Genomic DNA, 18945 nt, shown 5'->3' with positions numbered 1-18945 from the left:
ACCAGAGTGGCACGAACCACCGACACCCGCGACACGCCGCCCACCCCGCCCGGCGACCCGCCCGATAGGCGAAGATGGAGACCGTGAGCCTGAGCCTGTGGAACGCCCCCCGCGCCGAAGCGCCCGTCGTCGCGACGGTCGCCCTCCCCGGATCGAAGTCGATCACCAATCGCGCGCTGATCCTCGCCGCACTCGCGGACGGTCCGTCCACCCTCACCGGGGCACTGCGCAGCCGGGACACCGACCTCATGATCGAGGCTCTCCGCACGCTCGGCATCAGCATCGAGACGGTCGGCGCCGACACGACGCTGCGGGTCACCCCCGGACCGCTCCAGGGTGGTGCGGTCGACTGCGGCCTGGCCGGCACCGTCATGCGGTTCCTGCCGCCGGTCGCCGCACTCGCGAGCGGAACGGTTCACTTCGACGGAGACGAGCAGGCGCGCACCCGGCCCCTCGACACGATCCTGGACGCGCTGCGCGGTCTCGGCGCGGACATCGACGGCGCCTCCCTCCCGTTCACGGTCCGCGGTGCGGGCTCGCTGCGCGGTGGACGGGTCACCATCGACGCGTCCGGCTCGTCACAGTTCGTCTCCGGGCTGCTGCTGTCGGCGGCCGCATTCGACGAGGGCGTCACCGTGCATCACGACGGCAAGACGGTCCCGTCCATGCCGCACATCGACATGACGGTCGAGATGCTGCGCGAGTCGGGCGTCGAGGTCACGACCCCGGCGACGGGCGGGGAGGCCGACACATGGCGGGTGAGCCCCGGCGTCGTCCGGGCCGTCGACCGCGCGATCGAACCCGACCTGTCGAATGCCACCGCTTTCCTGGCAGCCGCCGCCGTCACCGGCGGTGAGGTGACCGTTCCCCTGTGGCCGAGCAGGACGACGCAACCCGGAGACGCGATCCGCGAGATCCTCCTGGCGATGGGCGCGGACGTCCGACTGGACGGCGCGAATCTCACCGTCCGCGGGCCGCAGCAGCTGACCGGCATCGACATCGACCTGCACGACGTGGGCGAACTCACCCCGACCGTCGCGGCGCTCGCCGCACTGGCGGACGGGCCGTCGCACCTGCGGGGCATCGCACACCTGCGCGGTCACGAGACCGACCGGCTCGCCGCGCTCGCACACGAGATCAACTCGCTGGGCGGAAACGTCACCGAGACCGAGGACGGCCTGACGATCGTCCCGGCAGGCCTGCACGGTGGAACGTGGCGCTCGTACGCCGACCATCGGATGGCGACCGCGGGCGCCATCGTCGGGCTGCGGGTCGACGGCATCCGGATCGAGGACGTCGGCACCACGGCCAAGACCCTGCCCGGTTTCGAGAACCTGTGGGCCACAATGCTGTCCGCAGCTGCGGGCACCGAGCGGAAGGCGAGCTTCTGAGTCGCAGGCAGTACGACGAGTCCGACGTCCGGGTACGCCCGGGCCGAGGAACGCGCCCGCGCACGAAGACCCGGCCGGAACACCTCGCCGCGGAGTCGGCGATGGTCGTCTCGGTCGACCGCGGCCGATGGGGTTGCGTGCTGGGCGGCGACCCCGAACGTCCCCTCGTCACCATGCGCGCCCGGGAACTGGGCCGCACCCCCATCGTGGTGGGCGACGAGGTGAGCGTCGTCGGTGACCTGTCCGGCAAACCCGACACCCTGGCGCGGATCGTGCGGGTCGCCGAACGCTCCACGGTGCTGCGACGCACCGCCGACGACACCGATCCGTACGAGCGGATCGTCGTGGCCAACGCCCAGCAGCTGCTGATCGTCGTGGCGCTCGCGGACCCGCCGCCACGGACGGGATTCGTCGAGCGTGCGCTCGTCGCCGCGTACGCGGGCGGGTTGAGTCCCATCGTGTGCCTGACGAAGAGCGATCTCGAGCCGCCCGAGGAGTTCGCGAGCGCGTTCGCCGACCTCGACGTTCCCGTCGTCGTGGCCGGTCGCGACGATCCCGTCGACGAGGTGCTGTCGATGCTGTCGGGCCGGCTCACCGCGCTGATCGGCCATTCGGGGGTCGGGAAGTCGACTCTCGTCAACCGCCTCGTGCCCGACGCCGACCGGGCCGTCGGCGTGGTCTCCGGCGTCGGCAAGGGCAGGCATACGTCCACGCAATCGGTCGCGCTGCCGCTTCCGACGGGCGGCTGGGCGATCGACACTCCCGGCATCCGGTCGTTCGGACTGGCCCACATCTCCCCGGAGAACGTGGTGGCCGCGTTCTCCGATCTGGCCGCGGCCATCGAGGACTGCCCGAGAGGGTGTACCCACCTCGGCCCGCCCGCGGACCCGGAATGCGCGCTCGACCTACTGGAGGGCAAGGCCGCCAAACGCGTCGACGCGGTCCGTCACCTCCTCACGGCCATCGCATCCAACGAAGCCTGGTGAGGGACGAACCGCGTCTGTAGCGGAACTTTTCTAGCGGGACAGCAGCGCGCGCAGACCGCGGCGCTTGCGGGTGCGCTTGATCGCGGTACTCAGCCCCTGACGGCGGCCGGTCACGGGATCGATTGTCGCTGTGGTGTTTCCACCGAACTTGCGTTCCGACGCCGTCTCCGGCGCGTCGTCCGCGGTCGCCTTGAGGTACTTGTTCGGCAACGACAGCTTGGCGATGGTGCGCCACGACTTCGCGTACTGCACGAGGAAGGGCCCGGTGGTGTACGGCAGGTCGTACTTGTCGCACAGTTCCCGCACCCGCACGGCGATCTCCGAATAGCGGTTGCTGGGCAGGTCGGGGAACAGGTGGTGCTCGATCTGGTAGCTGAGGTTGCCGGACATGAAGTCCATCAGCTTGCCGCCCTCGATGTTCGCGCTACCGAGCATCTGCCGCAGGTACCACTGGGGCTGCGTTTCCTTGTCGATGTCCGCCTTGGTGAACTTCTCGGCGCCGTCCGGAAAGTGCCCGCAGAAGATGATCGCGTTGGTCCACACGTTGCGGATCATGTTCGCGGCGATGTTGGCGGTGAGAGTGCTCTTCCACGCGGGACCCGTGACCGCAGGGTGGATGACGTAGTCCTTGAGGATCTGCTTGCCGACCTTCTCGCCGACCTCGCGGAGCTTGCGCTGGGTCTCCTCGCTCGGCACGCGCCCCTTGGCGACCTTGCCGAGTTCGAGATGCTGCGCCGCGATGCCGTACTCGAAGAACAGCGCGAGCAGCGTGTTGTACAGGAGATTGCCGGTGTTGAACGGCTTCCACCGCTGGTCGCGCGTGACGCGCAGCAGTCCGTATCCCACGTCGTCGTCCATGCCGAGGACGTTGGTGTACTTGTGGTGAATGTAGTTGTGCGTCTGCTTCCAGTGAGCGGACGGTCCCGTCACGTCCCACTCCCACGAGGTGGAGTGGATCTCGGGATCGTTCATCCAGTCCCACTGGCCGTGCATGACATTGTGGCCGAGTTCCATGTTCTCGATGATCTTCGAGAGGGAAAGCATGGCCGTGCCCGCCAGCCAGGCGGGACGCCGCTTGCTCGCGAAGAGGACGGCTCGGCCACCGATTTCGAGGGAACGCTGCAGTCTGATCGTGTTTCGCACGTACCGCGCGTCACGCTCCCCGCGGGACTCTTCGATATCGCGCCGGATCGCATCGAGCTCGCGTCCGAGCGACTCGATGTCGGCTTCGGTGAGATGTGCGTATTCCTTGACGTCTGCAATCGCCATGGGGGACCTCCTCCTGGCTGGGTCGACAGTTCACACCCGTGGGCGCTGACTCGACCTACCGTACCGTAAGTTACGACACCGTAGGTTACCTGGGTGTAGGTGTGAGTGAAATCACCGTCGACGGCGAGGAATCTTGGCCTCCGCGCGGGCGCGCAACGCCGACAGCAGACCCCGCCGCTGCCCCGTGACGGGATCCGTACGCAACGTCTCGACCATGGCGGCGCCCGCATCACGGGCGTCGCGGAACTTGCGTTCCGAGGACGTCTCCGGGGCGTCGTCCGCCGTCGCCCGCAGGAACCGGTCGGGCAGGGCGAGTTTGTGGATCGTGCGCAGAGCCAGCAGGTACTGCTTGGCGAGCGAACCCGTGGTGTACGGCAGGTCGTACTTCTCGCACAGCGCCCGGACCTTCACTGCGATCTCCGGGTACCGGTTGCTCGGCAGGTCCGGGAACAGGTGATGCTCGATCTGGTAGCTGAGGTTCCCGCTCATGAAACCCATGATCTTGCCGGAATCGAAATTCGCACTGCCGAGCATCTGCCGGAGATACCACTCGTGCCGGGTCTCGTTCTCGTATTCGTCCACCGTGAACTTCTCGGCACCATCCGGGAAGTGCCCACAGAAGATCACCACGTAGGCCCACAGATTCCGCACGAGATTGGCGGTGGCGTTGGCCGTCAGCGTCGACTTCCACGCCGGTCCCGCGAGCACCGGGAACAGGAGGAAGTCCTTGCCGACCTGGCGGAAGATCTTGCGCCCGAAATCCTTGTTGGCCTGGGAATTGAGCTGCCCCTTCTCCGCACCCTCGAGCTCGGCGGCGAACGTGAGGTCGTGGAGCGCGATCCCCCACTCGAACGTGGCGGCCAGGATGATGTTGGCGAAGGGCTGCAGCAGGTTGATCGGCCGCCACTCCTCGTCGCGGGTCATCCTGAGGATGCCGAACCCCACATCGGAATCCATTCCGACGATGTTGGTGAACGTGTGGTGGGAGTAGTTGTGCGCCCGCTTCCAATGCTCCGAGGGGCCCGTCTGATCCCACTCCCACGACATGGAGTGGATCTCCGGATCGTTCATCCAGTCCCATTGGCCGTGCATCACGTTGTGGCCGAGCTCCATGTTCTCGATGATCTTCGAGAGGGAGAGCATCGCGGTGCCCGCGAGCCAGGCCGGGCGGTAGCGGCTTCCGAACAACGCAAGCCGGCCGCCGAGCTCCAACAGCCGTTGCGCCCTGATGGCCCGGCGGATGTAGCGGGCGTCGCGAACGCCCCGCGAATCCTCCACGTCGAGCCGGATACCATCCAACTCACGCCCGAGCGATTCGATGTCCGCTTCGGTCAGATGCGCGAACTCTTTGATGTCGGTGATCGCCACCGTGCTCCTCCGTCTGGTGAGAGTCCGAGAATAGCGGAGTCATGTGAACAACACGCTCACGCTTACGCGTCGAGCGTGCAGTCCCCTGCCGCCGCGGAGATACAAGTCTGGACTCGGTCACCTTCGGCGTGCTGCTTACCCGACCTCAGGTCGATGGCATGCCCGGCGAGAATCGGCACGACACAGGTCTGGCAGATACCCATCCGGCAGCCGAAAGGCATCAGTGCCCCGACCTGCTCCCCGGCCTCGAGGAGAGTGGTGGCACCGTCGACCGACACGGTCTTGTCGGCCTTGGCGAACGTGACGGTCCCGCCCTCGCCGGACGTGTCCGCACGGGAGACGGCGAACCGCTCGAGGTGCAACTTGTTCTCGATGCCCTCGTCGCGCCACAACGTCTCGATCTCGTCGAGCATCGGCAGCGGGCCGCAGGCCCACGTCTGACGTTCGCGCCAGTCGGGGCACACCTCGTCGAGCGAGGACAACGCGAACTTGCCCTGACTACGGGTGAGCTGGATCTTGCACCGGAAGTCGTCGTGCTCCTCGTGGAGCTGGGTGAGTTCGTCGGCGAACATCACGTCGGCGTCGGTGGGCGCCGAGTGGACGTGGAAGACGTCGGGAAGCTGACCGCGCCGGTTCATGGTCCGCAGCATCGCCATCACGGGCGTGATGCCGCTGCCCGCGGTGAGGAACAGGATCCGCTCCGGCGGCGGGTCGGGCAGCGCGAAGTTGCCCGTGGGGGTCGCGAGCCGCACGATCGTCCCCGAGGGCACACCGTTGACGAGGTGACTCGACAGGAATCCCTCGGGCATCGCCTTGACGGCGATGGAGATGAGCTTGTCGTCCCAGTTCGGCGGCGAGGTGAGGGAGTACGAGCGCCAGTGCCAGCGCCCGTCGATGTGCAGACCGATGCCGATGTACTGGCCGGGCTCGTAGTCGAAATCGAATCCCCAGCCCGGCTTGATGACGATCGTGGCCGAGTCCGCGGTCTCCGCGCGCACCTCCACGATCTGTCCACGCAGTTCGCGAGCCGACCACAGCGGGTTGGCCAGATGCAGGTAGTCGTCGGGCAGCAACGGCGTCGTGAGCCGTGCCGCCGCGCCACGCAACCAATTGAGCTTGGACCGCTTGGCGGGCACGACCGCTGCTGCGGGCGCCTCGATCCAATCCTTCAGACCCATCCGACCTCCACCTTTTCCGTCATGACCTACGCTACCGAAGGTTATCAAGTTACGGTACCGTAGGTTACCCCGAGGTAAGCGGGCGTACCGGTCAGAGTAGTTCGAGCAGGAACGGAAGCTCCTGAGTGGCGTACCACGCCAGCACATGATCCTCCGCGTCACCGAGGACGAACTCGGCATCGGGGTCCCCGAGATCCGCCTCGTCGATCGCCGACACGGCCCGCTCGATGTCCGGCTCCGCCTCCGCCAGGTCGACGTGCACGGACGCGACCGTGCCGATCGTCACCGGACCGGGCAACCGGACCACGGCGTCGTCGAGGTCCGGGCGCGGCGTCACGTCGTCCACGTCCGCGGCGACCACGGCGCGACGGAACCGAACCCCGTCGCTCCCGCTCTCCCCCACCCGGCCCGCGATCAGTCGCAGCGAGGCCCGGGCCGCCTCGGCCATCGCGACCTCGGCCAGTTCCTCGTCGTCGCCCGACGAATACGCCTCGCGGAGCGTGGGGGTGACGGCGAACGCGGTACGGCTCATCGGATCGAACTCCCGGTCGGTGACGAGCCGCTGGAGGATCTCGATCGTCGCGGGAACGTACACCCTCGTCATGCGTCACCCGTCATTCGCACCGCGGACTTCTCACCGGCTGGCATCCAACAACTCCTCGAGAGATTCGTACAGCAGCGCCGCCACCACATCCACGTCGGCCATGGCATCACGGTCTGCATTCAAACCGTAGTAGACGTTGCCGTCGTAGGACGTCAGACCGATGCTCAAAGTCTGGTTTTTCAGCAGCGGCGACACCGGATACATCTCGAGCATCCGCGCTCCCCCGACGTACAGCGGCAGCTGCGGACCGGGCGCGTTGGTGATCATCAGGTTGAACATCCGCTGCGAGAAACTGCTCGCGACACGGGCACTCATCGCGTGCAGGGTGGCCGGCGCGAACCCCGACAAACGCACCAGGGTCTCCGCGGTGACCCGCTGACTCTGCTTCGCGTGCGCCTCCATGGCGTGCGCCACGTGTGACAGCCGCACCACGGCATTCGGTTCCCCGACCGGCAGGTCGATGAGGAACGACGACACCATGCTCCGCGGATCCGCCCACTCGCCGCGGCGTGACGCCTCGTCGTCGGCCTCGGGATCCGTCGCGTACACGGACATCGGAACCATCGCCCGGACCGTGGTCGACTCGGCCACCGGCTCGCCGCGGGAGAGCAGCCAGTACCGCATCGCACCCGACACGACCGCGAGGATGACGTCGTTGACCTCGCACCCGTACTGCGCGCGAATCTTCCGGTAGTCACCCAGTTCGGTCTTGACCACCGCGAAGCGCCGATTGCGGGAAATGGTCGCGTTCAGCGGACTCGCCGGCGCCACCTGCGTGGCGGTGCGCACGACGGCGGCCACCTTGCCGACAGCGCGAACGGTCTCGCCGAGCGCAGACGCCATGTCGCCCAACGTCATCCGCAGCGCCGCGAGCCCTTCGCCCGGCCGCGCCACCATCTCCGCCAGCGCCCCGGCGATGAGCGTGGACTCACTGGGGGCGGGGCTCGGCATCCACAGTTCCTCGGCCATGGGCCGCCGGGTCTTCGCCGGGTCCAGGATCACCTGGCCGATCTCGAGCGCCGTCTCGCCGTCGACCAGCGAGGAATGGGACTTCGTGAAGATGGCGAAGCGATTGTTCGCCAACCCCTCCACCAGGTACATCTCCCACAGCGGTCGCGTGTTGTCGAGCGGCCGGGACGTGAGCCGCGCGACCAGATCGTGCAACTGGGCATCCGATCCGGGCTTCGGCAGCGCCGACCGCCGGACGTGGTACTCGATGTCGAAGTCCTGGTCGTCCACCCACACCGGCCGCGACAGTCCCAGCGCCACCTCCCGCACCTTCTGCCGGTAGCGGGGCACCAGGCTCAGCCGTTCCTCGACGAGGCTCAGTAATTCCTCGTAGGACAACCCGTTTCGCGGCTTGCGGAAGATCGCGAGCGATCCCACGTGCATCGGCGTGCTGCTCGCCTCGAGAAAGTAGAACGACGCGTCCTGCGTAGTCAGTCTCGTCACCATGTCGGCGCCTGTCCCCCTTGCATCCCGTCTCGATCGACCTCGAGAAGTATCGCTATCTCGTCCGCGGTGGCGCCGCCGTCGACGTGGTGGACACCCACCATCCCGACGGCCACCGCACCCCGGACATTGACCGACAGGTCGTCGACGAAGATACAGTCCCCCGGGGCCAGACCGAGCGCGTCGGCCGTCAGCCGGTAGATCCGCGGATCAGGTTTGGCCACACCGACATCCCCGGACAACACGACCTGATCGACCAGCCGGCCGTCACCGAGTTCTCGCAGCCACTGCGCGCCGGGACCACCGGGATCGTTGCTGAGGATCGCGGTCCGCACCCCACGAGTCCGGGCACCGGCAAGGACGGACGACAGGCCGTCCATGTCCGAACCGGGACCCGCGAGAACTCCTCCGAAGTCCAATATCAATCCCCGCACGTTCCCACCCTAGGGTCCGCTCCCCGGTTCGGCGACACGACGACGGGATCCGTGCGAGTATGACCGCTACGACGGCCGTCTCATGCCGAAACCGGGGGGGTAAGAAATGAGTGAGTCCTACACGTTCCTGTCACGGGTGCCGCGCTTCGAGCCGGCCGCCGGTGACGTTCCCGCACCGCCTCTGCCGGGGCATTCGGCGGTGCCGTCGAGCGGGCGGCACGCGGCCGGGCGCAGCAGGCACCGGTCGTCGCCCCACTCGGGGGCGTCGCCACGCACCGCCACGACGCAGCCGGGAACGCTGCCCCTTCCGTCGCCGGACGTCCAGCGATTCACGGAGCAGGCGTTCCGGCTGGTCCTCGAAGTGCTGGATCGGCGCCGCAACGTGCGGCAACTGCGGCCGCTGGTGACGCCGTCGCTCATCGACGTCGTGCGCACGCTCGCGCTGTCGGAGTCGCCCGCCCGGCGACTCGGTGTCGCGACGCTCGTCCGCGTGCACCTGCGCGCCGTGGAGCCGTGCGCGTTCGAGGCCTTCGGCACCTACGGCCGGGGACCGCGGATCTTCGTGATCGCAGCCCGTGTCGAACAACAGTCCGACACGGGCTGGACCGTCACCTCGCTGGTGATCGGCTGATCGACTTCTCCCGCGGTCAGCGCTTGCGCTTGGTCCGCGGGGCCTTCTTGCCCTTCGACTGCGACCGCGCGGCCTCACGCCGCTGACGACGGGTTCCGGCGTCGGCGGCATCGTCCGACTCGGCTGCTCCGCGGCGGCTGAGCTGGGCGTTGCCGTCCTCGGCAGGTCCGGAGTACGTGAGCCCGCGGGGCTCGCCGTCGTCCAGCCCCTTCGCGCGGAGGGCAGACGGTGCCGCCGTGCCCTGCGCCTGCTGCGCCGCCTCCTGGGTCGGCAGTGGCCGCGGCGCGGCCGGAGCGGGCGAGGCCGCCGCCGTCGCCGCTGCGGACGCCGCGGTGACGCTGACGCCCGGGGCCTGCGCCGCCTGCGGGGCGGCTGCCTCGACCTGAAGGTTGAACAGGAATCCGACCGACTCCTCCTTCAGGCCCTCGAGCATGCCGCCGAACATGTCGAAGCCTTCGCGCTGGTACTCGACGAGCGGATCACGCTGGGCCATCGCCCGCAGGCCGATGCCTTCCTTGAGGTAGTCCATCTCGTAGAGGTGCTCGCGCCACTTGCGGTCGAGCACGCTCAGCAGGACGCGGCGCTCCAGTTCGCGCATCGATCCCGCGCCGGCAACACCGTCGATCTCAGCCTCACGCCGGGCGTAGGCGTCGTGTGCGTCCGTCAGCAGGGTCTCGCGCAGCTCGTCGGCGGTGATGTCGTTGGTCTCACCGTCGCCGTCGCCGACCAGTTCCTTGTAGTCGACGCCGACCGGGTACAGCGTCTTGAGGGCCGTCCACAGCTGTTCGAGATCCCAGTCTTCGACGTATCCCTCGGCGGTGGCGCCGTCGACGTACGCGGTGACCACGTCGGTGATCATCTTCTCGACCTGGCCCTCCATGTCCTTGCCCTCGAGGATCTGGCGGCGCTCGTTGTAGATGACCGTGCGCTGCTGGTTCATCACCTCGTCGTACTTGAGGACGTTCTTGCGGATCTCGAAGTTCTGCTGCTCGACCTGCGTCTGAGCGCTCTTGATGGCCTTCGAGACCATCTTCGCCTCGATGGGAACGTCGTCGGGCAGGTTGAGGCGGGTCATGATCGACTCGAGCGCCGCGCCGTTGAACCGTCGCATCAACTCGTCGCCGAGCGACAGGTAGAACCGCGACTCACCCGGATCGCCCTGACGGCCGGACCGGCCGCGCAACTGGTTGTCGATACGCCGGGACTCGTGCCGCTCGGTACCGAGGACGTACAGTCCGCCCGCCTCACGAACCTTGTCCGCGTCAGCCTTGACCTCGGCCTTGACCTGGTCGAGGACGTCGTCCCACGCCGCCTCGTAGTCGTCGGGCGTGTGGACGGGGTCGAGTCCCTGCTTGCGGAGCGCGATGTCCGCGATGATGTCGGGATTGCCGCCGAGCACGACGTCGGTACCACGACCGGCCATGTTGGTCGCCACGGTGACGGCGCCCGACCTGCCGGCCTCGGCGATGATCTGCGCTTCCTGCTCGTGGAACTTCGCGTTCAGCACGTTGTGCGCCACGCCGCGCTTGGTGAACTGCTTCGACAGGTACTCGGACCGCTCGACGCTGGTGGTGCCGATCAGGACCGGCTGGCCCTTCTCGTGCCGCTCCACCACGTCGTCGACGACGGCGTCGAACTTGGCTTCCTCGGTCTTGTAGATCAGGTCGCCGTTGTCGACGCGGACCATCGGCCGGTTGGTGGGGATCGGGATGACGCCGAGGTTGTAGATCTGGTGCAGCTCGGCGGCCTCGGTCTCGGCCGTACCCGTCATGCCCGACAGCTTGTCGTAGAGACGGAAGTAGTTCTGGAGCGTGATCGTGGCGAGGGTCTGGTTCTCGGCCTTGATTTCGACCTTCTCCTTGGCCTCGATCGCCTGGTGCATGCCCTCGTTGTACCGGCGGCCGACGAGGACGCGGCCGGTGAACTCGTCGACGATGATCACTTCGCCCTCGCGGACGATGTAGTCCTTGTCCTTGGTGTAGAGCTCCTTGGCCTTGATGGCGTTGTTCAGGTAGCTCACGAGCGGCGAGTTGGCGGCCTCGTACAGGTTGTCGATGCCGAGCTGGTCCTCGACGAGCTCGACGCCGGCCTCGTGGACGCCGATGGTGCGCTTGCGGATGTCGACCTCGTAATGCACGTCCCGCTTGAGCAGCGGCGCGATGCGGGCGAACTCCGCGTACCACTTGCTCGAGGCGTCGGCGGGACCGGAGATGATGAGGGGGGTCCGGGCCTCGTCGATGAGGATGGAGTCGACCTCGTCGACGACGGCGAAGCTGTGACCGCGCTGGACGAGATCGTCCAGGGAGTGCGTCATGTTGTCGCGCAGGTAGTCGAACCCGAACTCGTTGTTGGTGCCGTATGTGATGTCGGCCGCATAGGCTGCGCGACGCTCGGCGGGCGACATGCCGGACAGGATCACGCTGGTGTCGAGTCCGAGGAAGCGGTGGACACGGCCCATCCACTCGGAGTCGCGCTTGGCGAGGTAGTCGTTGACCGTGACGACGTGCACGCCGTCTCCGGCGATCGCATTGAGGTATGCGGGCAACACGCAGGTCAGGGTCTTGCCCTCACCCGTCTTCATCTCGGCGATGTTGCCGAAGTGGAGGGCGGCACCGCCCATGATCTGCACGTGGAAGTGCCGCTGGTCGATCACGCGCCAGGACGCCTCGCGGGCGACCGCGAACGCCTCGGGCAGCAGTTCGTCGAGCGTCTCGCCGTCGCGGTAGCGGGCGCGGAACTCCTCGGTCTTCGCGCGGAGTTGCTCGTCGGTCAGGTCTTCGACCTCGGGCGACAGCGAGGAAACGTGGTCGGCGATGTGCTTGAGCCGCTTGACCATGCGACCTTCACCAACACGGAGCAGCTTCGATAGCGACAGCGACGGCACAGTCTTGTTCGTCCTCAATCTTCGGCAGTGGATGGGTGACACACAAAATCCGGCCGGAGGTCCGAGAACCCCGGCCGGATTCCATGGTAGGCGCTTCCGCGATCGGACGAGTAGACCGACCGCTCGGATCGTCAGGCGGAACGGGAGTACATCACGCCAGACGTATCAATCCGTAGTCGAACGCGTGCCGCCGGTAGACGACGGTCGCCCTGTCCGACTCCTTGTCGTGGAACAGGAAGAAATCGTGTCCTACCAGCTCCATCTCGTACAAAGCATCGTCGACGGTCATCGGCGTGGCCTTGTGTTCCTTGGTACGCACGACATGACCCGGTGTGTGCTCGTCCGGCATCTGACCGTCCAGGGAGATGTCGGGACTGATGCCGAGACTGTCGTCCTCGGCGAGTGCGGCGGTGGCCTCCGCCACCGACACCGGGGTCTTTTCCCCGTAGTGGACCTTTTTGCGGTCCTTGGTGCGGCGGAGCCTGCTCTCGAGCTTGGCGGTCACCGACTCGAATGCTGCATAGAAGCTGTCGGCGCATGCCTCGGCTCGGGCTACCGGCCCCTTGCCTCGGGCAGTGATCTCGACGCGCTGGCAGTTCTTTCTCTGGCGTCGATTAGGTTCGTGGTGAAGTTCGACATCGAACAGAAATATGGAGGGATCGAAGCGCTCGAGGCGCGACAGCTTCTCGGAGACGTACACGCGGAAGTGGTCGGGTACCTCGACGTTGCGTCCCTTGACGACGATCTCGGCGTTGGGGGTATCCGTCTTCTCTTGTGCATCCGTTGTGCGGTCGTCGACGAAAACCGAGGCTTGCGAAGGGGTCGTCACTCGTACCTCCCGATTACGGCCCCGCCCCTTGATGGGCGGCGGCGAGTTTGAGCAATGCCGGAAGGGGGTCCGCCCGGCACCAGGTTCGAAGTTCCACCTCCTACCTGTGTTTTCGGGTGTGTCCGCGACGCTAGTACGTAACGCGCGCGAGTGCCACTGTTCGGCAGAATTTCATCCGACACCCGCCACGACGACCACCGCGCTCACTCGGATACCCACTCGCGACAGCACCCGGACCGACTCGGTGGCGGTCGCCCCGGTGGTCGACACGTCGTCCAGCAATACCACCGATATCCGTTGCAGTGCAGCCGGTTCCGACGCAAGATGTCGCGCGAATCCTTCGCCGCTCCGCGTCAACCGGACACCACCCTCGAGGTTTACTCGACGTTGATCTGCGCTCAGTCCGACCGAATCGCGCACGGCGCGCCGCATCACGAGCGCGGGGCACACGCGCCTGCCCCCCACCGCGGCGACGGCGATCCGGGTGACGGGGTCGCCGCCGCGTCCCCTGGCGGCCCGGGGACGCGTCGGAGCCGGCACCAGAACCACCGGGGCGACGTCCGGCGGGTCGAGTTCACCCCACTGCTGCAGACGGCCCAGGGCGCCCGCGACGGCGGACCCGAGGGGCGCCGCGAGATCACGCCGCCCGCGTTCCTTCGCGGCGATCACGGCCCGACGGCGGGCACCTGAGTACGGACCGAGGGCCCACACCCCGACCCCGGGATCCACGCGGGGCCGGAGCAACACGGGATCGTCGGCCAACTCCGTGGCGCAGCGGGCACACCACTGCGTGCCCGGGACCCCGCACCCGCCGCATTCGGCGGGCAGGATCAGGTCGAGCAGACTCCGGAGGCCGGGCAGGGCGCGCATGCGGGCAGTATCGGCGACCGCACCGACAGCCTCAGCCCGGCAGGACCGGGATCGCCTTCACACCCGTCAACCCGGGAACCTCCCGCCAGTACCGGTCGCCCGCCGGATCGTTGTTGTTCAACTGGAACACCGCCCGCGAGTCGGCGACGAACTCCGTGGTCGTCGACGCGTCCACGGCCACCACCGGCGCGGTCAGATTGCGGCTCGGCAGCGCGTCCATCCGCGAGCCGTCGACGGCCACCTGGACCACCGGGATGTCCGAGGCCGCGCGCGCGACGACGATCGTGTCGCTCGTGCTCCAGTCCAGCGACAGCGCCGGGCTGCCCAGACCGATCGCGACTGCACGGGGATTCGTCAACGCGTACTCACCGCCCGGCATCTGGGTGACGATGGCGAGATAGACCTTGCCGTCGACGATCAGCGCCGCGCGCACCCCGTCACGGGACAGCCGCAACTCGGTGATCGTTGCACCCAGCGCGGTGACGGCGCCGGCGTCGACGTTGACCACCGACGTGCGGCCGGTGCCGGGCTCGCGCAACACCCGAATGACGGTGTTACCGTTGACCGCTGCCCAGATCGCCGAATTGTCGGGTGCCCAGGTCGGGCGGGTGATCGCGCCGCCCTCGAGCACCGACGCGGCACCGTCCTCGTACGCGCCGACCATGAGCGAACTCGCGGGTTCCGGCGCCGGACGCCCGGTGTCCGCGACGGCGGCGACCAGCTTTCCGTCCTGCGACAGTGCGAGCGAACGCATGTTGCGGGCCGAACCGAAGTACCCGGGCACCGGAGTGACACCGGTCTCGGTGACGCTCACCATCGACCCCTCGCGCAGCGCGTGCAACCCCACGGTGGCACTCGACGTCGCGAACGGATTCATCGACGCGACGTCGGCGGTGGTCCACCCGTTCGGGAACCGCTCGTCGAACGGCTCGCCGTCGGCGAGCAGCACATAGGGGCCCGAGATCTCCGCGTTGGCCAGCGTCCAGATCACCTGCGCCGCGAACAGCTGTTTCGCCTGCGCGTCCATCGGCGGCACGCCGGCGAAGTCGATCCGGATGCCGCCGAGCCCCACCCCCACCTGCGCGGTGCGGCCGTCGGCCTTCGTGATCGGGCCCCGCACGGACACGCCGTCACCGAGCTCGTTGCGCACGGCCGGGGCCAGGGCGGCCTTCGGCCCGTCGATCAGCAGGCCGATCAGCTGGGACGCCATCTGATCCTGAGCGCCCGACACCCAGCGCGGATCGGGCACCACCGTCGTCCCGGCCGGGTCGAGGAAGTACAGCGATTTGCGCTGGTACGTGTTGAGGAACTGCGCTCGGTCGAGGATCACGCCCGCGGGGAGCTCGGAGATCCGCCACTCACCGCCCTGCAGCTCGAGACTGATCTTCGTCTCGAAGCTGCCCTCCTCCGCCACGTACAACCCACCGGGCTCGAGCTGCCCCACCTTGTTGGCGCGGATCGTGTACGTTGCCTGGTCGGCCGACCGTGTCTCCGGGAGGACGTCGACCTTGTCGACGATGGTTGCGCTGGCCGCGTCGTCCCACCTGCCGGACACACCGGGGGTGAGGAACTGGCGGGCCGCGAGATGCCGGTTGGACGGGTCGGTACTGGCCTTGAAGAAGTCGCGCAGCAGCAGGTCGGGTTCACGCCCCGGCGCGGGGGCCGCGACACTCGAGCCCGGTGAGTCACGGTTGATCGTGCCGATCGCCTGCGGCGTGGAGGAGTCCGGGAGGCTCGCGCACCCACTGACCGTCACGAGCACCGCGAGGACGATCGCCCCGCACACCGACCGCGACAGCAGGGCAGATCGCCGGCCGGGCGTCACAGGTCCTGCTCCGGTCGATGCGAACCGTCTCGGTCACCGACGTGTGCTCGCTCACGCTTCTGGGGAATCGTGCGGGACTCGTCGGCCGCCGTCTCCGGGCTCCCGTTACGCACCGGCAACGTGGTGTCGCCCGGGACAGGCTGCCCTTGAACGTATTTCGCGGTTCCCGGCTTCAGCGGCAACGGGCTCGACACGACCTTGCGGCCCCGCACCCGCGGCAGCGTCAACCGGAAGCAGGCACCTTGGCCGGGTTCGCCCCACGCCTCGAGCCTGCCGTCGTGGAGATTCGCGTCCTCCACACTGATCGCGAGCCCGAGGCCGGTACCGCCCGACCGTCGCACGCGCGACGGGTCGGACCGCCAGAACCTGTTGAACACCAGCTTCTCCTCGCCCGGCCGCAGTCCCACGCCCTGGTCGCGCACGATGAACGCCGCGGCGCTGTCGTCGGCGCGCAGGCGCAGCAGCACCGGTTTGCCTTCTCCGTGATCGATCGCGTTCGCGAGGAGGTTCCGCAGAATGCGTTCCACGCGACGCGGGTCCACCTCGGCCATGACTGCCTGATCGGGCAGGTCCACGATCAGTTCGGTCCCGCTCTCGCGCGCGAGGTGACGGACCGTCGAGACCGCCGCACGCGCACACATCCGGACGTCGAGTTGCTCGGCGGCCAGTTCCGCCACACCGGCGTCGTGCCTGCTGATCTCGAGGAGGTCGGCCAGCAACCCCTCGAACCGGTCGAGTTCGGCGACCAGCAATTCCGACGACCGCCGGAGCACGGGGTCGAGGTCGTCGCTGCCGTCGTGGATGAGGTCGGCCGCCATGCGCACGGTCGTCAGCGGGGTCCGCAGCTCGTGGCTCACGTCGGAGGTGAATCTCTTCTGGAGATTTCCGAACTCCTCGAGCTGGGTGATCTGTTTGGACAGGCTCTCGGCCATCTCGTTGAACGACATCGCCAGCCGTGCCATGTCGTCCTCGCCGCGCACAGGCATGCGTTCCTTCAGCCGGCCGTCGGCGAAGCGCACGGCGATCCGGGACGCCGACCGGATGGGCAGAACCACCTGCCGGGCGACGAGGAGCGCGATGGCCGCGAGCAGCACGGCGAGCACCGCACCACCCACCAGCAGCGTGCCGCGGACCAGCGACAGGCTGCGGTCCTCACTGGCCAGTGGGAACACGAGATACAGCTCGAGCGTGGAGATCGCGGACGCGGTCGGGCTCCCGACGATCAACGCCGGCCCCGAATAGCCTTCGGGATCGTTCACGGTGGCGAACTGGTATGCCACCTGACCGGCCTGGACGAACGCCCGCAGCGATTCCGGGATCTGGTCCGCCGGACCGCTGGACGTCGGGGCGCGGGGGCCGTCACCAGGCACGATCAGCACGGGATCGAACGTTCCCGCCGACCCCGACGCCTGACCGGCGTCGGGCTCCCGGTTCGTCAGCGCGGCCCGGGCACCGTCGAGCTGGGTGGTGGGCGAGCTACTGTCGTCCGCGCCGGCCAGCTGCCCCTCGACCGTGCTGCGGGCACGGTCCATCTCCTCGGTCGCCGCGTTGATCTTCGTTTCGAGCAGACGGTCGGTGATCTGGCTCGTGAGCACGACGCCGAGCACGACGATGACGATGAGCGACAATGTCAACGTCGAGACGACAACCCTCAGCTGCAGCGAACGACGCCACGTGTGCGCGAGGGTATTGCTCAGTGAGTGACCCCACCGAAGGATCGGCGAAACGCGTCGGTTGACACGACGCCGCCATCGGGAAACACCTGTCACGGCGGTCCGGCCTTGTAGCCGACCCCCCTGACCGTCAAAACCACTTCGGGATTTTCGGGATCAGTCTCGACCTTGGCCCGCAGACGCTGAACGTGCACGTTGACCAGTCGGGTGTCGGCTGCATGTCGGTAACCCCACACCTGCTCGAGCAGGACCTCACGGGTGAACACCTGTCGCGGTTTGCGCGCCAGAGCCACCAGGAGATCGAACTCGAGGGGGGTGAGGGAGATCAGTTCTTCGCCCCGGCTCACCTTGTGGGCGGGGACGTCGATGACGATGTCGGCGATGCTGAGCAGCTCGGCCGGCTCGTCCTCGGTCCGGCGAAGCCGTGCCCGGACCCGCGCCACCAGTTCCTTCGGCTTGAACGGCTTCATGATGTAGTCGTCCGCGCCGGATTCCAATCCGAGGACCACGTCGACGGTGTCCGTCTTGGCGGTCAGCATCACGATGGGGACACCGGAATCGGCCCGCAGGACGCGGCACACGTCGATGCCGTTCATGCCGGGCAGCATCAGGTCGAGCAGCACCAGGTCCGGGCGTGTCTCCCGGACCGCGGTGAGCGCCTGGGTCCCGTCCCCCACCACATACGGATCGAATCCTTCGCCGCGGAGGACGATCGTGAGCATCTCCGCGAGCGCAGTGTCGTCGTCGACAACCAGAATCCTTGGCTTCATGTCCCTATCGTTGCATCTTCGGAGGCCGTAACAGCCCGTTCGCCGTTACGGCGTGCCGTGTTCTTTCTCGTCACGGCGTGCCGTGTCGTCACTCAAGAGTGCCAGGTTTTCGGCGAGCGTGATCGGATCGGTGTCCGGGGTGAGCACCCACCACGGCGAAATCCAGTCCTTCACGGCCAGCTCGCGGTACACCTCGCCGGTACGTTCCTGCAGTCCACGGTCGCGTTCGTAGGCGTCCAGCGACCGGCTCGCATCCGCCGATTCGCGGCCGCGGGCGCGTTGCGCGGCGAGCGCCACGGGGACGTCGAGGTACAGCTGCAGGTCGGGCCGGGGCAGCCCCAGCCGCTCGAATTCGAGGTTCTGCACCCAGCCGACGAACTCCCCGTCGGCCCCCTGATGCAACCGGGCCGCACCGTAAGCGGCGTTGGACGCCACGTAGCGGTCGAGGATCACCAGGTCGTGTTCGGCGAGCAGCTCCGCGAGCTCCCCGACGGCACCGGACCGGTCCAGCGCGAACATCACGGCCATCGCGTACACGGAGTCGCTGAGGTCACCGTGCGCGCCCTTGAGGGCCTCGGACGCCAGATCCGCGTGCACGGACCTGCCGTACCGCGGAAAGTCGAGGGTGCCGACCGTCAGGCCCTGTTCGGTGAGGCGTCCCACCACTGCGCCGACGAGTGTTCGCTTGCCGGCGCCGTCCAGGCCTTCCAGCGCAATCAGTTTTCCCACGAGGAAGAAGGCTATCCCCCGGCCCGCACGCGACGGGCCGGGGGACGCCGCG

General features: G+C 67.8%; 16 protein-coding genes. 3 read left to right on the top strand and 13 right to left on the bottom strand.

Going from position 1 to position 18945, the window contains the following annotated elements; all coding sequences use genetic code 11:
• Positions 1 to 74: 74 nt before the first annotated feature.
• Together aroA and rsgA are read left to right on the top strand one after the other, a co-directional pair.
• Positions 75 to 1391, top strand: coding sequence for a 3-phosphoshikimate 1-carboxyvinyltransferase (gene aroA / locus RHA1_RS30990; RefSeq protein WP_011598270.1), 1317 nt, complete (start codon positions 75 to 77; stop codon positions 1389 to 1391).
• Positions 1337 to 2377 (top strand): ribosome small subunit-dependent GTPase A, encoded by a 1041-nt coding sequence (gene rsgA, locus RHA1_RS30985; RefSeq protein WP_081437487.1) that lies wholly within the window; start codon positions 1337 to 1339, stop codon positions 2375 to 2377. Before aroA ends, rsgA begins: the two co-directional genes overlap by 55 nt.
• 30 nt (positions 2378 to 2407) lie before the next feature.
• Here rsgA and RHA1_RS30980 read toward each other — a convergent pair whose 3' ends face one another.
• The 6 genes from RHA1_RS30980 to RHA1_RS30955 all read right to left on the bottom strand — a co-directional run bounded on the left by RHA1_RS30980 (position 2408) and on the right by RHA1_RS30955 (position 8682).
• Positions 2408 to 3646 (bottom strand): fatty acid desaturase family protein, encoded by a 1239-nt coding sequence (locus tag RHA1_RS30980; protein ID WP_009479540.1) that lies wholly within the window; start codon positions 3644 to 3646, stop codon positions 2408 to 2410.
• 111 nt (positions 3647 to 3757) lie between these two features.
• A complete protein-coding gene (locus tag RHA1_RS30975) occupies positions 3758 to 5014 on the bottom strand; it encodes a fatty acid desaturase family protein (protein WP_011598268.1) in 1257 nt (418 codons plus the stop codon).
• A gap of 62 nt (positions 5015 to 5076) precedes the next feature.
• Complete coding sequence (locus RHA1_RS30970; protein WP_011598267.1) at positions 5077 to 6192, bottom strand: ferredoxin reductase; 1116 nt, start codon at positions 6190 to 6192, stop codon at positions 5077 to 5079.
• A gap of 91 nt (positions 6193 to 6283) precedes the next feature.
• Positions 6284 to 6796: a DUF6912 family protein gene (locus RHA1_RS30965; protein WP_020476818.1), complete on the bottom strand. Its 513-nt coding sequence runs from the start codon at positions 6794 to 6796 to the stop codon at positions 6284 to 6286.
• Positions 6797 to 6826: 30 nt separating this feature from the next.
• Complete coding sequence (locus RHA1_RS30960; protein WP_009479536.1) at positions 6827 to 8251, bottom strand: WS/DGAT/MGAT family O-acyltransferase; 1425 nt, start codon at positions 8249 to 8251, stop codon at positions 6827 to 6829.
• The gene (locus RHA1_RS30955; RefSeq protein ID WP_011598265.1) at positions 8245 to 8682 is read right to left on the bottom strand and encodes an HAD-IA family hydrolase; all 438 of its coding nucleotides are present in this window, start codon (positions 8680 to 8682) and stop codon (positions 8245 to 8247) included. Before RHA1_RS30955 ends, RHA1_RS30960 begins: the two co-directional genes overlap by 7 nt.
• Before the next feature lie 106 nt (positions 8683 to 8788).
• Here RHA1_RS30955 and RHA1_RS30950 point away from each other — a divergent pair, with 106 nt between their 5' ends.
• On the top strand, positions 8789 to 9313 hold the full coding sequence (locus RHA1_RS30950; protein WP_009479534.1) for an Rv3235 family protein: 525 nt from the start codon (positions 8789 to 8791) through the stop codon (positions 9311 to 9313).
• Positions 9314 to 9329: 16 nt separating this feature from the next.
• On the opposite strand, the gene secA is transcribed toward RHA1_RS30950, so the two are convergent.
• From secA to RHA1_RS30915, 7 genes are all read right to left on the bottom strand, one after another.
• A complete protein-coding gene (secA, locus tag RHA1_RS30945; RefSeq protein WP_011598264.1) occupies positions 9330 to 12197 on the bottom strand; it encodes a preprotein translocase subunit SecA in 2868 nt (955 codons plus the stop codon).
• Between the two features lie 151 nt (positions 12198 to 12348).
• Positions 12349 to 13026, bottom strand: a complete 678-nt coding sequence (gene hpf / locus RHA1_RS30940) for a ribosome hibernation-promoting factor, HPF/YfiA family (RefSeq protein ID WP_009479532.1) — start codon at positions 13024 to 13026, stop codon at positions 12349 to 12351.
• A 171-nt stretch (positions 13027 to 13197) separates the two neighbouring features.
• On the bottom strand, positions 13198 to 13896 hold the full coding sequence (locus tag RHA1_RS30935) for a ComF family protein (protein WP_009479531.1): 699 nt from the start codon (positions 13894 to 13896) through the stop codon (positions 13198 to 13200).
• Between the two features lie 31 nt (positions 13897 to 13927).
• Positions 13928 to 15721, bottom strand: coding sequence for an MtrAB system accessory lipoprotein LpqB (lpqB, locus tag RHA1_RS30930; RefSeq protein WP_009479530.1), 1794 nt, complete (start codon positions 15719 to 15721; stop codon positions 13928 to 13930).
• Positions 15718 to 17490 (bottom strand): MtrAB system histidine kinase MtrB, encoded by a 1773-nt coding sequence (gene mtrB, locus RHA1_RS30925; protein WP_011598263.1) that lies wholly within the window; start codon positions 17488 to 17490, stop codon positions 15718 to 15720. Before mtrB ends, lpqB begins: the two co-directional genes overlap by 4 nt.
• Positions 17487 to 18164, bottom strand: a complete 678-nt coding sequence (mtrA, locus tag RHA1_RS30920) for an MtrAB system response regulator MtrA (RefSeq protein ID WP_005240059.1) — start codon at positions 18162 to 18164, stop codon at positions 17487 to 17489. The genes mtrB and mtrA overlap by 4 nt, the downstream gene beginning before the upstream one ends.
• A gap of 45 nt (positions 18165 to 18209) precedes the next feature.
• Positions 18210 to 18893, bottom strand: coding sequence for a dTMP kinase (locus tag RHA1_RS30915; protein WP_011598262.1), 684 nt, complete (start codon positions 18891 to 18893; stop codon positions 18210 to 18212).
• Between the last annotated feature and the right edge of the window lie 52 nt (positions 18894 to 18945).

It is taken from the genome of Rhodococcus jostii RHA1, assembly GCF_000014565.1.
In the GTDB taxonomy this organism is placed as follows: Bacteria; Actinomycetota; Actinomycetes; order Mycobacteriales; family Mycobacteriaceae; genus Rhodococcus_F; species Rhodococcus_F jostii_A.
This window is presented reverse-complemented; position numbering and strand designations above follow the sequence as displayed.